The following is a 15,166-nucleotide window of genomic DNA, read 5'->3' on the forward strand; positions in this document are numbered from 1 at the left end:
GTCAGGCCGCCGCCGGCGCGAACGCGGTACGCAGCAGCGCGCACTGGCTGTTGAAGAACGACTGGGACACCGACGCTTTCGGCGCGATGCCGTCGAACCCGTGGAACGCGCCGTCGACCACCATCACCTCGCACGGCACGCCGGCGGCGCGCAGTCGCTCCGCGTACGCGAGGTCCTCGTCGTGGAACAGGTCCAGCGTGCCGACGCCGATCCAGGCCGGCGGCAGCCCGGCGAGGTCCTCGCGGCGGGCCGGAACCGCTTCGCCCGGGTCGGCGTCGCCCAGATAGGCGCGCCAGCCGAAGCGGTTGCTGGACTGGTTCCACAGCCGGTGCCCGGGATTGTCCAGATCCTTACGCTCCGTGGTGCGGTCGTCGAGCATCGGATACACCAGAACCTGTGCGGCCACGGCGATCTCGCCGCGGTCGCGGGCCAGCAGCGCCAGTGTGGCAGCCAGCCCGGCGCCGGCGCTCGCACCGGCGATCGCGACGCGCGCCGGGTCCACCGACGGCAGACCGGCAAGCCAGCTCAGCGCCGCGTAGCAGTCCTCGACCGGCACCGGATACGGATGCTCGGGCGCCAGCCGGTAATTCACCGACGCCACCGTCGCGCCGAGTTCCTGCGCGAACCGGCGGCACAGCACGTCGTCCTGCGCCGCGTCGCCGATGACGTAGCCGCCGCCGTGGATCCACAGCAGCGCCGGACCCGGGCCCGGCGCCACCCCACGCGGGCGGAACAACCGCACCCCCACACCGGAGGCGAGGTCGAGCACCTCGATGTCCGCGGGCACGTCCTTGCCTCGCCACATCAGACGGGACGCCGCCCGCATGAACGGCAGCGTGACGGGGGTGATCATCTGTTTGGGCAGGATGCGGGCGCTGCGGCGCAGCTCGGGATGAAAGTCGATGCGGGGCACCCGACCAGTATTGGTCAGCGCAGCAGCGGGTCCCGGGGTAATCCGAGGATTCGCTCGGCGATGGTGTTCCTGGTGATCTCCGAGGTCCCGCCTGCGATCGTCATGGCCCGGTTGCCCAGATAGCTGCGGGTCAGTTGCGGGTTCTGCCCGGTCACCGCGGCCGCACCCGCCAGTTCGACGGCGAGCTCGGTGAGTCGCTGACCGGACTCGGCGACCAGCAGTTTGGTCACGTTGCCCTCCGGCCCGGGCTCGGCACCGCCGATCGCCCGGGTGGCCCGGCGAAGGTTCAGCAGCCGCAGGGTGTGCAGCTCGGCGATCACCTCGCCCGCCTGCCGGACGTATCCCGCCGAGCTCTCCGGCGCGCCGTCGAGCAGCTCGACGAGGTCGTCGGCGGTGGTGCCGGTGGGCCCGCCGGATCCGCCTCCGATGGAGATCCGCTCGTTGCCCAGCGTCGCGCGCGCGACCAGCCAGCCCCTGTTCACGTCCCCGACGACGTCGGCGTCCGGGACGAACACGTCGTCGAAGAACACCTCGTTGAAGTGCGAGTCGCCGGTCAGTCCGCGCAGCGGGTTGACCGTGACACCGTCGGCGGTCATGTCGATCGCCATCATCGTCACCCCGGCGTGTTTGGCGGCGTCCGGATCGGTGCGCACCGTGGCCAGACCCCATTGGCACAGGTGCGCCAGGCTGGTCCACACCTTCTGTCCGGTGACCCGCCAGCCGCCGTCGACCTTGCGCGCCGACGTGCGCACCGCCGCGGCGTCCGAACCGGCGCCCGGCTCGGAGAACAACTGACACCACATCACCTGACCGCGCAGCACCGGTTCCACCCAGCGTTCCCGCTGCTCCTCGGTGCCGGCCTGGGCGATCGTCAGCGCCACCCAACCGGTGATCCCCATGTCGGGGCGCTCGACGTCGGCGAACTCCTCTTCCACCACCAGTTGTTCGAGCACGTCGGCGCCGCGGCCCCACGGCCGCGGCCAGTGCGGCACCAGATATCCGGAGTCGACGAGGCGGTCCCGCCGCCGGTCGGCGGGCAGCGACCGGATCTCCGCCGCCGCCTCCCTGGCCGCGCTGCGGTACCTCTCGGAGTCGGTCGGCAACGCGAACGACGCCCCGCGGGCCAGGCCGCGGCGCTGCGCGTCGACCACGTCGAGCACCGGGTCGGCGCCACCGGCGGCCAGCGCCGCCAGGGTGCGGGCCCGGCGTAGATAGAGGTGCGCGTCGTGCTCCCAGGTGAACCCGATACCACCGTGGAGCTGAATATTGGTCTGCGCGTTGAACACCTGGGCCCGGTTGGCCAGGGTGGCAGCCACCGCGCCGGCGAACCACGCGCCGGCCAGATCCTCGGCGCGGGCGGCGTCCCAGGTCGCGGCGGTCGCGGCCTCGGCGTGCACCAGCATGTCGGCGGCGTGGTGCTTGACGGCCTGGAAGGTGCCGATCGTGCGGCCGAACTGTTCTCGCACCTTGGCGTATTCCACGGCCATGTCCAGCGCCGCCCAGCTGACGCCGACGGCCTCGGCCGCGGTCAGGATGCGCCACACCGTCCTCGCATCGCGCGCGGCCCCGCGCAGCACCCGGTCCTCGGCCACCTGCAGTCCGCCCAGCGACACGCTCCCGATGCGGCGGGTGGTGTCCAGGCTGTCCAGCGGGGTGACCGCGGCGTCTCCGGCCTCGACGAGCACCACGTCGTCGCCGCTGACCAGGACAAACAGCGCAGCATCGGGCGCGCCGAGCACCGCCGGGCTCTGCCCGGCCACCGTCAGGTCGTCACCCGCTCCGACGCTGCCCACCCCACCCCTGCCCACCGTAAGGTCGCCCGACACGCCGAGCGCCGCAATCGTCGTCCCGGCGACCAGACCCGGCAGCAGTGCGGCGCGCACCGGGTCCGGCGCACACCGGTCGATCACCACCGCGGCCGCCGCCGAGGCCAGGAACGGGCCGGGCGCGAGCCGGCAGCCGAGACATTCGACCACGACCGCGAGCTCGGCCAGCCCGAAACCCGACCCGCCGACGTCCTCGGGCAACGCCAGCCCGGTCCAACCGAGTTCGGTTGCCGCCGACCAGATGTCAGCCGGTCCGGGGTCGCCGCCGTCGAGGGTCGCACGGGCCTTTGCCGGCGTCTGCAGCCGCGCGAGCTGGCCGGACACCGCCGCGGCGAGGTCCTGGTGGTCGTCGGTGATGGCGAGCCTGGACGCGGGTGCGGTCTTACTCACGGATGGGCCTCACTGCTGAAGTTGACGGTCGGCAACCGACGTTAGCGCGCGTCACAGGCGTCACGAAGCTGTGACGACAGTCACAATTCGGACACGACGAAAACATGGGTAGACAACTTCGCTGAGAGTGTCGTTTCGATTACCTACTCGGGGGTACGCTCGCGAAATGACGGAACGGCCGGACATCCGGTATCCCGGGCCTACTCTGACCACGCGCTTGAAGTGGTTGCTGAATGCGGGGCCTTCCGACTACATGCTGGCGATGAGCGTGGCCTCGGCGTCGCTGCCCGTGATCGGGAAACATCTTGAGCCCCTTGGCGCTCTGACCGCCGCCGGGATCTGGGGCACCCGGCACGCCCCGGACTTCGTCGGCGCGCTGGCGAAGTCGCTGGTAACGCCCAACGACGCCGAGAAGAAGCAACAGGAACGGGACTGCACCAACGCGGTCACCGAGGCGGCGCTGCGGGGGGTGGTCGGGGCCAAGGATCTGGAGATCGAATGGCCGGTCGCCGAGCGCACGCCGCCGGTCTGGAAGATGCGCGAGCACCGGCGCCACGTGCACCGGTCCTCGGTGCGCTACGGCCCGCGCCCCACCCAACTCCTCGACGTGTGGCGCCGCGACGACCTCCCCGCCCAGCCTGCACCGGTGATGATCTTCGTGCCCGGCGGGGCCTGGGTGCACGGCAGCCGGATGCTGCAGGGCTATGCGCTGATGTCCCATCTGGCCGAGAAGGGCTGGGTGTGCCTGTCCATCGACTACCGGGTGGCCCCGCACAATCCGTGGCCGGCGCACATCGCCGACGTGAAGACCGCGATCGCGTGGGCGCGCGCCAACGTCGACCGATTCGGTGGCGACCGCAACTTCGTGGCGATCGCCGGAACCTCTGCCGGCGGGCATCTCGCGGCGCTGGCCGGCCTCACCGCCAACGACCCGGAGCTGCAAGGGGAACTGCCCGAGGGCTCGGACACGTCCGTCGACGCGGTCATCGGGATCTACGGCCGCTACGACTGGGAGGACAAGTCGACGGTCGAGCGGGTGCGCTTCATGGACTTCCTGGAACGGGTCGTGGTGAAACGCAAGTTCGACAAGCATCCCGACGTGTACCGCAACGCGTCGCCGATGGCCCGCGTGCATCCCGAGGCGCCGCCGTTCCTGGTCGTCCACGGCACCGGGGACAGCGTGATCCCGGTGGCCCAGGCGCAGAGCTTCGTCGAACGGCTGCGCGGCGTATCGCGTTCGGTGGTCGGATACGTCGAGCTGCCCGGCGCCGGGCACGGCTTCGACATGACCGACGGTGCCCGCACCGGAGCCGCCTCGACGGCAATCGGCCTGTTTCTCAACCACATTCACCGAAACCGGAGCCTCATCGGAGCTAAAGAGGTTATATAGTCACCTCCGGTGCGGAAGGTGGCGTGTTGAAGAGGCTTCGTGGCTGGGACGCTGTGCTGCTGTACAGCGAGACGCCGAACGTTCACATGCACACGCTCAAACTGGCGGTGATCGAACTCGACGATCTCGGCGGCGCGACGTTCGGCGTGGAGGAGCTGCGCAAGGTCATCCACGGCCGGCTCTACAAGCTGGACCCGTTCCGCTACGAGCTGGTCGACATCCCGTTCCAGTTCCACCACCCGATGTGGCGGGAGAACGCCGAGGTCGACCTCGACTATCACGTGCGGTCCTGCCGCGTCGACGCCCCCGGCGGCCGCCGGGAACTCGACGAGGCGGTCGGCCGGATCGCCAGCACGCCGTTGGACCGCAGCCGTCCGCTGTGGGAGATGTACCTGATCGAGGGCCTGGCCGGCGGTCGCATCGCGGTGCTCGGCAAGATCCACCACGCGCTGGCCGACGGGGTCGCCTCGGCGAACCTGTTGGCGCGCGGCATGGATCTGCAGGACGCCCCGCAGTCAGAACGAGATTCGTACGCCACCGATCCCGCCCCCACCCGCGGCGAGCTGGTGCGGACCGCGTTCGCCGACCACATGCGCCAGATCGGCAAGCTGCCGAGCGTGATGCGCTACACGGCCCAGGGTGTGCGCCGGGTGCAGCGCAGCCCGCGGAAACTGTCCCCGAAGCTGACGATGCCCTTCACCCCACCGCCGTCGTTCATGAACCACATGGTCGACGCGACGCGGAAGTTCGCCACGGCCACCCTCTCGCTCGCCGACGTCAAGCAGACCGGCAAGCAGCTGGACGCCACCATCAACGACATGGTGCTGGCGATGTCGGCCGGTGCACTGCGAAAGTTGTTGCTGCGCTACGACGGTCACGCGGATCATCCGCTGCTGGCGTCGGTGCCGGTCAGCTTCGACTTCTCCCGCGACCGAATCTCGGGCAACTTTTTCACCGGCGTGCTGGTCAGCCTGCCGGTGGACGTCGAGGATCCGGTGGAGCGGGTGCACGCCGCCCACGTCGCCGCGGCCGCGGGCAAGGAGAGCAACAACCTGATCGGTCCGGAGCTGATCAGCCGCTGGTCGGCGTACTTCCCGCCGGCCCCGCCCAGGCGATGTTCCGCTGGCTGTCGAACAAGGACGGCCAGAACAAGCTGATGAACCTGCCGATATCGAACGTGCCCGGCCCGCGCGAGCGGGCCCGCGTCGGCGGCGCGCTCGTCACCGAGATCTACTCGGTGGGCCCCCTCACCGCCGGTAGCGGTCTCAACATCACGGTGTGGAGTTACGTCGACCAGATCAACATCTCGGTGCTCTCGGACGGCAAGACACTCGAGGACCCGCACGAGCTCACCGCGGCGATGCTCGACGAGTTTGTCGAGATCCGCCGCGCCGCAGGGCTTCCCGCCGAGCTGACGGTCGTCGAGTCCGCCATGGCCAACTAGCCGCCGGCTCTCACTACTCGCCGTGGTTGCTTTCCGGGTGACTCGTTCGCGAAATCCGGCTCCTGGCACGCGATTTCGGTGACGAGTGGGGTGGCGGCGACCCGCCCGCGGTACCTGGCCAGGTACCGCTCGGCCGCCCGCCGGTCGGTATCACCGCGGATCGGGTCGAACCCCAGCGTGATGTCGCTGTCCGGGTCGGCGGTGGCCATCTGTCGGCTGCGCAGGACGAAGCAGGACACCGCGAGTCCGAAGCTCACGATCATCGCGACGGCGAACCACGGCGCGAGGCTGCTGCCCAACGCCAGCGCCGCAGTCGTCGACCCCAGGAACAGGAAGCCGAGCAGGGTCAGCAGGTAGCCGAAGATCGGCAGTGGGGCGTTGTTGAACGATCTACGCATGTGAACATCTCCTCTTCACTACGCTACGCGTAGCGTAGCGATACAGCCAGTGTAGCGTTTTGGGTGTGGTTCAGCCAGGACGAGACGCGGCGGACAAGACCGACGAGGTCGGCGCGCGGATACTGGCCGCGGCCCTGGAGCTGCTGCGGGCCCGCGGCCCGCGGGCGGTGACGATGCAGGCCGTCGTCGAGGCCACCGGGATCGCCAAGACCACGATCTACCGCAGGCATCAGAACCGGCGCGCGCTGCTCACCGCCGCGCTGGCGACGCTGGGGGAGCGACCGTCGGTGCCGCCGGACTCCACCCGCGAGCAGCGCATCCAGTGGGTCGTCTCGCAGTCGGTCGACGTCATCGCCGACGGGATCGGCGCCGGTGGTTTCGCTGCGCTGCTCACCGGGGAGGACCCGGAGTTCAGCGCCGCGTTCCGGGACATCCTGGGGGCCTACCGCCGTCAGGCGATGGACGCGCTACAGGTCGACCGGATTACTGCCCACCCGCCCCCCGACGGCTTCGCCGACACGCTGATCGACATGATCGTCGGCAGCTACGTCGCCGAGCTGGCTCGCGCGGACTCGATCAGCGACGACTGGCACACCCGGATCGCGTCGGCGGTCGGCGCACTGTTGGCTGCGCAGACCTAGCCGGCCTTCTCGGCCGCCTGCCGGGTGGCCATCACCCAGGACAGGAACTCCTCGACCGCCTGAGCGGTGTAGTGCGCGCGCGGCGAACCGTAGTAGAAGTCGAAAGCGTGCTGGGCGTGCGGGATCTCGGCGTACACCACCGGCGAGGTGGACACCTCGCGCAGCGCCTCGGCGAACTCCCGACCCTCCGGTACCGGGATGATCGAGTCGTCCTGCCCGTGCAGGATGAAGAACGGCGGTGCGTCGGCCCGCAGCCGGTAACTCGGCGACGCATCGACATAGATCTGGCGGTTCCGGGTGATCGGCTTCTTGACCACGAACTTCTGCAGGAACGCGATGAACTCCTTGCGCCCGCTGCCCTTCCCGGACACCCAGTCGTAGCGACCGTAGATCGGCACCGCGGCCACCACCGAGGTGTCGGCGTCCTCGAACCCCGGCTGCAGCCGCGGGTCGTCGGCGGTCAGCGCCGCCAGTGAGGACAGATGGCCACCGGCGGAGCCGCCGCTGATCGCGACGAAGTCCGGATCGCCGCCGTACTCGGCGATGTGCTCCTTGATCCACGCCAGCGCGCGCTTGACGTCGACGATGTGATCGGGCCAGGTGTTGCGCGGGCTGACCCGGTAGTCGATCGACACGCAGATCCATCCGTGGTCGGCAAGGTGGCTCAGCATCGGGTAGGCCTGCGGACGGCGCATCCCGATCGCCCATGCACCGCCCGGAACCTGAAGCAACACAGGCGCTTTACCATCACGCGGCAGGTCCGCGCGGCGCCAGATGTCGGCCTTGTTGACCGGCAGCGGGCCGTACTGCACCACGCTCTCGACGTAGCGTCGGCGGATCACGTCGTTGGGGAAGACACCGATCAACCGGCGCCTGGACGGCCTGGCCTTGTCGGCGATCTGCTGGTAGTTCTCGCCGAGCGCCTCGCGCAGCGGATCCTCGAAGTACGGTTGCGAGCCGACGTTGCGGCGGTGGATCAGATACAGCAGCCCCCACGCGATCGCGGTGAGCGCCAAGGCGATCCGGCCGCGTGGCCCGCGGAAGTCGCCCCGGATGCCGCGGCGCACCGCATCGAGCATCGAACCTGCCATGTACAGCGGGGACATCTCCGAGGTCGGCCAACCGAACGCGAACACCGGGATGGTGGGGTAGCCGTCGCGCGCGAGCGGGCGGACGCCGTTGGCGGCGTTGAGCAGCTCGGCGACCGCGCGCAGCAGCGGCCGCGGCTTAGGCATGATCAGGCATTCTCGATGCGCTCCTGGAGGTCCTTGCGGGAGATCTTTCCGGTGACGCTGCGCGGCAGTTCATCGAGAACCCTGATCTCCCTTGGGACTTTGTAGCCGGCGAGGTTTTCGCGGACATGCTGCTTGAGTGTGTCGGGAGTAGCCGATGCGCCGCCGGTCAAAACCACGAACGCCTCAAGTCGCTGGCCGAACTTCTCGTCGTCGACCCCGAGCACCGTCGCCTCGGCCACCTCCGGGTGGGCGGCCAGCGTCTTCTCCACCTCGATCGGGTAGACGTTCTCGCCGCCCGAGACGATCATCTCGTCGTCGCGCCCGACCACGAAGAGCCGCCCGTCCGCGTCGAGGTAGCCGACGTCGCCCGAGGACATGAACCCCTCGTGGAAGGCTTTGTCCTTCCCAGTCGAACCCTCCGTGTAGCCGTCGAACTGCGTCGAGTTGCGTACATAGATCCCGCCGACCTCACCGGTGGGCACCTCGCGGAACTCGGCGTCCAGGATCCGGATCTCGGTGCCCTCGGCGGGGCGGCCCGCGGTGTCGGGGGCGGCCCGCAGATCGCGCGGCGTCGCGGTGGCGATCATGCCGGCCTCGGTGGCGTTGTAGTTGTTGTAGATGACGTCGCCGAACCGGTCCATGAACCCGATGACCACGTCGGGGCGCATCCGTGAACCGGAGGCGGCCGCGAATCTCAGTGAGCGTCCGCTGTATTTGTCGAGCACCTCGACGGGCAGGTCCATGATCCGGTCGAACATCACCGGCACCACGCACAGCCCGGTGGCCCGGTGCTTGTCGACGAGCTCCAGGGTCGCTTCGGGATCGAACTTGCGGCGGGTGATGATCGTGCACGACATCGACGCGGCGAACGCCAGCTGGGAGAAGCCCCACGCGTGGAACATCGGGGCGACGATCACGACAGGCTGCTCGGCGCGCCACGGGGTGCGATCCAGGATCGCCTTGAGCACGCTCGGGTCTCCACCGGAGTGCTTGGCGCCCTTGGGTGTTCCGGTGGTGCCGGAGGTCAGCAGGATGACCCGGCTCTTGTCCAGCGAGCGCTTCGGCTCCTGTCCGCTGTGCCCGGCGATCAAGCCCTCGACCGTGAGCTGGTCGGTGGGGCCGTCGGTCCACGCGACGATGCGGGTGGTGTCGGGCCGCCCGGCCAGCGCCCGGTCGACGGTGTCGGTGAACTCCTCGTCGTAGACCACCGCGACGGAGCGTCCCTCGCCCTCGCGCTCCATCACCTCGGCCAGCGCCGGGCCGGCGAACGAGGTGTTGAGCAGCAGCACGTCGGCGCCGATCCGGTGGGCCGCGATCAGCGCGTCGACGAACCCGCGGTGGTTGCGCGACATCAGCGCGATCACCTCGGGCTGGCCGCCGGGCAACGCCTGCAGGGCCGCGGCGAACGCGTCGGCGCGGCGGTCGATCTGGCGCCAGGTCAGGATTCCGAGCTCGTCGACCAGACCGGCCCGGTCCGGACAGCGCTGCGCCGCGGCGGCGAACCCGGACGTGATCGCCATGTTCTCGCGCTGCATCGCGGTGGCGATGCGCAGGTACTTGTCGGGCCGCATCGGTGCGATGACGCCGGCGCGCGCCATCGTCGTGACCAGACCGAGGGCGTTGGTGATCGAGTCGGTGAATCCCATGGGCACCGGGCTCAGCCCAGGATGGGGAGTCGGCGCTCCCGGGCCAGATCGTCGAGCGCCCGCTGCATCACCCGCCGCACGTGCGCGTCGACCTCGTCGATGTCGGGGTTCTCGCCGAACTCCGCGACGATGTCGATCGGGGTCAGCGCCTGCATGGTGATCTTGGCCGGCAGCGGCACGTTCAGCGGCAGCACCACCGACAGCCCGAACGGGAAGCCGAACGACACCGGCAGGATCTTCGTGCGGAACGCCCGTGCCACCGGGCCCAGCGCCTTGGCGATCTCGGTGCCGCGGGACAGGAACAGCTGGCTCTCCTGGCCGCCGATGGCCACCGTCGGCACGATCGGCACCCCGGCGTTCAGCGCCGCCTTCACATAGCCGGTGCGTCCGGCGAAGTCGATCTTGTTCGCGGCCAGCGTCGGGCGGTAGACGTCGTAGTCACCGCCGGGGAACACCACCACGACGCCGCCGGAGCGCAGTGCCTCGTCGGCGTTGCGGTGGTTGGCCGGGATGAACCCGGTCTTCTTGAAGAAGGTGCCGGTGGGGCCGACCATCAGCATGTCGTGGCTGAGCGTGTAGACGGGCCGGTCGAAGCCGAACTTGTCGTAGAAGCCGCTGGCGAACACCGGCACGTCCATCGGGAACAGCCCGCCCGAGTGGTTGGAGACCACCAGCGCGCCGCCGTTCGGGAAGTCGTCCAGCCCGCGCACCTCGGCGCGGTGCCACCCCTTGAGGAACGGCTTGAGCAGACCCATGACCCGTTCGGTGAGAACCGGGTCCCATTTGGTCAGCTCGGACGTCTCGATGTCGGTCGCGCCCACGGGGCCCCCTCGATTACTGGAACGTGTTCTAGTTTTTCAGTCTAGCCGCTGCTCTCGGCTGCCTGGTCGGCTGAGAGCAGGCTCACGTGACCGAACACTCCAGTACCGGCGGGGTCGTCGTCAAGCACGGCCGCGCGATCGTGACTTCGATCTTGATCGGGTCGTGATCAGGCCGACAGTCCTGCCTTCACCGTGCGGGTCAGCTCGTCGGCCAGGATCTCCGGCTGCCCGGCCAGCAGGCCGTCCAGCGCGAGCTTGGCCACCACCGCCGGATCGGTCTTCTGGTCGGCCGGGATGTAGGACACCATGTCGGTGTCCATGTAGCCGACGTGCAGCGCGGCGACATGGATGCCGCGGGGCGCCAGCTCCTCGCGCAGCGCATCGGTCATCGCCCAGCCCGCGGCCTTGGCCGCGGAGTACGCGCCGCTGGCCGGCGAGTGGAACCAGGACAGCACCGACAACACGTTGAGGATCGCGCCGCCTGCCCCGTTGTCGGCGATGTTGCGTTCGATGACCGGCACGAACTCTCGGGTGACGCCGAGGGTGCCGAAATAGTGCGTCTCCATCTCCAGCCGGATGTCGGCCATCGTCCCGTCGAGCAGTCCGGCCCTGGTGGACACGCCCGCATTGTTGATCACGACGTTGACGTCGGCGGCCTGCTCGGCGGCGCGGCGCACCGACTCGGGATCGGTGATGTCGAGCTGGATCGGGATGACCCCGGGCAGATCGACGGTCTCGAGCCGGCGGGCCGCGGCGTAGACCTTGGCGCCGCGCGCGGCGAGCTGTGCGGCGAATTGGCGGCCGAGGCCACGATTGGCGCCGGTGACCAGTGCGGTGAGCTGTTGTGTGTGCGTCATGCTGCCGTCAACGTCGCCGCGGGGCTGCGCAGTCCCGTGCGCGCCACATTTGCAGCTGGCCGGTAGTCCGAAACACCCGGCGGCACCACGGCACCCGCTGTAGCGTTACAAACACTATGGCGGAACCCGGTCGGGGGATTCCGTCATAGTGTCTTTCCGGGCAGTTCCGCAGGGCCAGCAGGAATTGTCATGTCGCCGGCGGCGGCTCGCGACGATACTCGGAAACCGTGACAGCTCAGCCCGACCCACCCCATCCCGGCCCACGCCACCGCGACCGGCTCCGTGAACTCCTCGACGCCGTCACCGATTCGGCCAACGGCGACGTCGGCGACATGGCGCGCAGCAGTTACAGCTCGGAGTTCCACTTCTCCCGCGAGGTCCGCCGGCTGACCGGGGAATCGCCGGCGGCATTGCGCCGCAGGGTGATGCTGGAGCGGGCCGCGTGGCGGCTGCAGCGCGGCGAGGCGGTGTCGGCCGTGGCCGCCGACGAAGGGTGGTCGTCGGCCGAGGTGTTCTCCCGGGCGTTCCGGCGCACTTACGGGCTGCCCCCGTCGCAGGCCGCCGAGGTGCACTTCCGGCTGCCGGCGCCCAACGGACTGCACTTCCATCCGCCCGAATCGCTCTGGCTGGACAGCGATCCCGGCAGCCGTGCGCAGACCCCCGACATCGCATCGCTGATGGTCGACCACGACCTCGCCGACACCGCGCATCTGCTCGAACAGGCGACGCAGCTGAGCGCGCAGCAGTGGACCGCCGAGATCGCGCCGGGGCAGACGGTGCTCGAATGGGACGGTCCCGAACCCAGCGTGGGCGCGGTGCTCGGCGCGATCGTGTGGAACAAACAGGTGTGGCTGGCCACCATCGCCGGCGACGACTTCCCGTCCCGAAGCGCCACCCAACCCGAATCCGTCGACGCCGCCGAGTTGGCCGCGCATCACGATGACATCGGGAAGCGCTGGCGCGCAATGGTTTCCGAGTACACCGCGGCGGCCGGCTCGGCGACACCGTGATCGACGCGCTGTGCGACCCGCCGGAGTCCTTCCAGCTCTTCGGCATCGTCGCGCACGTGCTGACCTACTCGGCGCACCGCCGGGAACTGGCGCGCACCATGTTGGCCCGGCACGGGGTGAAGAGCCAACTCGGCGATCCGCTCGACTGGATGAGAGGAAACTAGATGGCCACCGTGTACTACACCGCAGCCAGTCTCGACGGCTTCATCGTCGACCAGAACAAAAGCCTGGACTGGCTGGTCTCGCGCGACATCGACGCCGACGGCCCGTTCGCGCCCGATCCGTTCCTGGAATCGGTGGGCGCGCTGGTGATGGGCGCCGACACCTACGAATGGATCCTGCACAACGAGCCGGGTGAGTGGATGTACCCGCGGCCGTCCTGGGTGCTGACCCACCGCGACGGCCTCATCGCCGACGGCCACGACGTGCAGACCTTCGCCGGGGACGTCGCCGACCTGCACCCGGTCCTGTGCGAAGCCGCCGGCGACAGGAACGTGTGGGTGGTGGGCGGCGGCGACGTGGCGGCCCAGTTCGTCAGCGCCGGCCTGGTCGACGAGATGATCGTCTCCTACGCGCCGTGCACGCTGGGCGCCGGATCGCCCGTGCTGCCGCTGCGCTCGGAATGGGAGCTGGTGTCCTCGGCCGTCAACGCGGATTTCGTGTGCGCCCACTGGCGGCGTGCCTGAGCCGGCGGCCGTAGGGTGGCGGGCGAATCCGCACGACAATGGAGGCGCCCGCATGGGTCACTACCGGAGCAACGTCCGCGACCTGGAGTTCAACCTTTTCGAGACGCTCGACCTGGAGAAGGTGCTCGCGACCGGGCAGTTCGGTGACCTCGACGCCCAGTCCGTACGCGAGATGCTCAAGGAGGCCGCCAAGCTGGCCGAGGGCCCGGTGGCCGAGGCTTTCGCCGAGACCGATCACACACCGCCGACGTTCGATCCGGCCACCCACACCGTGACGATCCCGGAGCCGTTCAAGAAGTCCTACCGCGCCTGGCAGGACGCCGAGTGGTTCCGGGTCGGGATGTCCGAGGACATCGGCGGGGTGCCGGCGCCGCGGATGCTGGAGTGGGCGATCAACGAGCTCGCGCTCGGCGCCCAGCCCGCGGCCTTCATGTATGCGGCCGGTCCCAAGATGGCGGACGTGCTCAACGCGATCGGCAACGAGCAGCAGCGGCACTGGGCGTCGCTGATGATCGAGCGGCGCTGGGGCGCGACGATGGTGCTCACCGAGCCCGACGCGGGCTCCGACGTCGGCGCCGGGCGCACCAAGGCCATCGAGCAGCCTGACGGCACCTGGCACCTGGACGGCGTCAAACGGTTCATCACCAACGGCGACGCCGACGACCTGTTCGAGAACATCCTGCACGTGGTGCTGGCCCGGCCGGAGGGCGCGGGCCCGGGCACCAAGGGGCTGAGCCTGTTCGTGGTGCCTAAGTTGCACTTCGACCCGCAGACCGGCGAGCTCGGCGAACGCAACGGTGTGTTCGTCACCGGCCTCGAGCACAAGATGGGCCTGAAGGCCTCGGCCACCTGTGAGCTCACCTTCGGCCAGCACGGCACCCCCGCGGTCGGCTACCTGGTCAACGACACCCACAACGGCATCGCCCAGATGTTCCGGGTCATCGAGTACGCCCGGATGATGGTCGGCACCAAGGCGATGTCCACGCTGTCGACCGGATACCTGAACGCGCTGGAGTACGCGAAGACGCGGGTGCAGGGCGCGGACTTGACGCAGATGACCGACAAGACCGCACCGCGGGTGACGATCATCCACCACCCCGACGTGCGGCGTGCGCTGCTGACCCAGAAGGCCTACGCCGAAGGGCTGCGCGCGCTGTACCTCTACACCGCCGCACACCAGGACTTCGTGGTCGCCGACGCGGTGTCGGGCGCCGACGAGGCGATGGCCGGCCGGGTCAACGACCTGCTGCTGCCGATCGTCAAGGGCGTCGGCTCCGAACGGGCCTACCAGTGCCTGACGGAGTCGCTGCAGACGTTCGGCGGGTCCGGGTTCCTGCAGGACTACCCGATCGAGCAGTACATCCGCGACGCGAAGATCGACTCGCTGTACGAGGGCACCACCGCGATCCAGGCGCAGGACTTCTTCTTCCGCAAGATCGCCCGCGACCAGGGCGGGGCGCTGATGCACGTGGTGACCGAGCTGCGCGCGTTCGTCGACGATCCGGCGGCCCGCGACGAGCTGGCCACCGAGCGCGCGCTGCTGGCCACCGCGGTCGACGACGTCCAGGAGATGGTCACGTCGATGACCACCTACCTGATCGAGTCGCAGCAGGATCCCAGCCAGCTGTACCGGCTGGGGCTGGAGTCGGTGCCGTTCCTGCTCTCGGTCGGCGATCTGCTGATCGGGTGGCTGCTGCTGCGCCAGGCCGAGACCGCGCTGAACGCGCTGGACCGCGACGTCAGCGAGCGGGACCGGGCGTTCTACACGGGCAAGGTGGCTGGCGCGAAGTTCTTCGCCCGCACCGTGCTGCCGCGGCTGTCCGCGCAGCGCCGCGTCCTGCAGGCGGTGGACCTGACCGCGATGGAACTGTCCGAAGCGGGGTTCTAGATGCGGCGAGACTGAGGTTGT

Annotated in this window: 11 protein-coding genes and 2 pseudogenes; 6 read left to right on the plus strand and 7 right to left on the minus strand. The window is 69.5% G+C overall.

Annotated features, from left to right (window positions below; all coding sequences use genetic code 11):
• Window position 1: 1 nt before the first annotated feature.
• Complete coding sequence (locus tag C6A87_RS01395; RefSeq protein WP_311115642.1) at window positions 2-913, minus strand: alpha/beta hydrolase; 912 nt, start codon at window positions 911-913, stop codon at window positions 2-4.
• A 14-nt stretch (window positions 914-927) separates the two neighbouring features.
• The gene (locus C6A87_RS01400) at window positions 928-3,129 is read right to left on the minus strand and encodes an acyl-CoA dehydrogenase (RefSeq protein WP_311115643.1); all 2,202 of its coding nucleotides are present in this window, start codon (window positions 3,127-3,129) and stop codon (window positions 928-930) included.
• A gap of 166 nt (window positions 3,130-3,295) precedes the next feature.
• On the opposite strand from C6A87_RS01400, the gene C6A87_RS01405 reads away from it, so the two are divergent.
• Together C6A87_RS01405 and C6A87_RS01410 are read left to right on the plus strand one after the other, a co-directional pair.
• Window positions 3,296-4,519, plus strand: a complete 1,224-nt coding sequence (locus C6A87_RS01405) for an alpha/beta hydrolase (protein ID WP_311115644.1) — start codon at window positions 3,296-3,298, stop codon at window positions 4,517-4,519.
• A gap of 86 nt (window positions 4,520-4,605) precedes the next feature.
• Window positions 4,606-5,963 (plus strand): annotated as a pseudogene (locus tag C6A87_RS01410) (wax ester/triacylglycerol synthase family O-acyltransferase).
• On the opposite strand, the gene C6A87_RS01415 reads toward C6A87_RS01410, so the two are convergent.
• Entirely contained in the window at window positions 5,960-6,361 is a 402-nt protein-coding gene (locus tag C6A87_RS01415; protein ID WP_311115645.1) for a hypothetical protein, read from the minus strand. The pseudogene C6A87_RS01410 and the gene C6A87_RS01415 sit on opposite strands and share 4 nt — an antisense overlap.
• Before the next feature lie 65 nt (window positions 6,362-6,426).
• On the opposite strand from C6A87_RS01415, the gene C6A87_RS01420 reads away from it, so the two are divergent.
• Complete coding sequence (locus tag C6A87_RS01420; protein ID WP_311115646.1) at window positions 6,427-7,002, plus strand: TetR family transcriptional regulator; 576 nt, start codon at window positions 6,427-6,429, stop codon at window positions 7,000-7,002.
• On the opposite strand, the gene C6A87_RS01425 is transcribed toward C6A87_RS01420, so the two are convergent.
• From C6A87_RS01425 to C6A87_RS01440, 4 genes are all read right to left on the minus strand, one after another.
• A complete protein-coding gene (locus C6A87_RS01425; RefSeq protein WP_311115647.1) occupies window positions 6,999-8,237 on the minus strand; it encodes an alpha/beta hydrolase in 1,239 nt (412 codons plus the stop codon). The two genes, C6A87_RS01420 and C6A87_RS01425, sit on opposite strands and share 4 nt — an antisense overlap.
• A gap of 2 nt (window positions 8,238-8,239) precedes the next feature.
• Window positions 8,240-9,883, minus strand: coding sequence for an acyl-CoA ligase FadD12 (gene fadD12, locus C6A87_RS01430; protein ID WP_311115648.1), 1,644 nt, complete (start codon window positions 9,881-9,883; stop codon window positions 8,240-8,242).
• An 11-nt stretch (window positions 9,884-9,894) separates the two neighbouring features.
• Complete coding sequence (locus tag C6A87_RS01435; protein WP_311115649.1) at window positions 9,895-10,704, minus strand: 1-acyl-sn-glycerol-3-phosphate acyltransferase; 810 nt, start codon at window positions 10,702-10,704, stop codon at window positions 9,895-9,897.
• Between the two features lie 167 nt (window positions 10,705-10,871).
• Window positions 10,872-11,561: an SDR family oxidoreductase gene (locus tag C6A87_RS01440; protein WP_311115650.1), complete on the minus strand. Its 690-nt coding sequence runs from the start codon at window positions 11,559-11,561 to the stop codon at window positions 10,872-10,874.
• A 332-nt stretch (window positions 11,562-11,893) separates the two neighbouring features.
• Here C6A87_RS01440 and C6A87_RS01445 point away from each other — a divergent pair.
• From C6A87_RS01445 to C6A87_RS01455, 3 genes and pseudogenes are all read left to right on the plus strand, one after another.
• A pseudogene (locus C6A87_RS01445) lies at window positions 11,894-12,735 on the plus strand (helix-turn-helix domain-containing protein).
• Complete coding sequence (locus C6A87_RS01450) at window positions 12,736-13,257, plus strand: dihydrofolate reductase family protein (protein ID WP_311115651.1); 522 nt, start codon at window positions 12,736-12,738, stop codon at window positions 13,255-13,257.
• A gap of 52 nt (window positions 13,258-13,309) precedes the next feature.
• Entirely contained in the window at window positions 13,310-15,145 is a 1,836-nt protein-coding gene (locus C6A87_RS01455) for an acyl-CoA dehydrogenase (protein WP_311115652.1), read from the plus strand.
• The last annotated feature ends 21 nt before the right edge of the window (window positions 15,146-15,166 follow it).

This window comes from Mycobacterium sp. ITM-2016-00317, assembly GCF_002968295.1.
Classification (GTDB): Bacteria; Actinomycetota; Actinomycetes; order Mycobacteriales; family Mycobacteriaceae; genus Mycobacterium.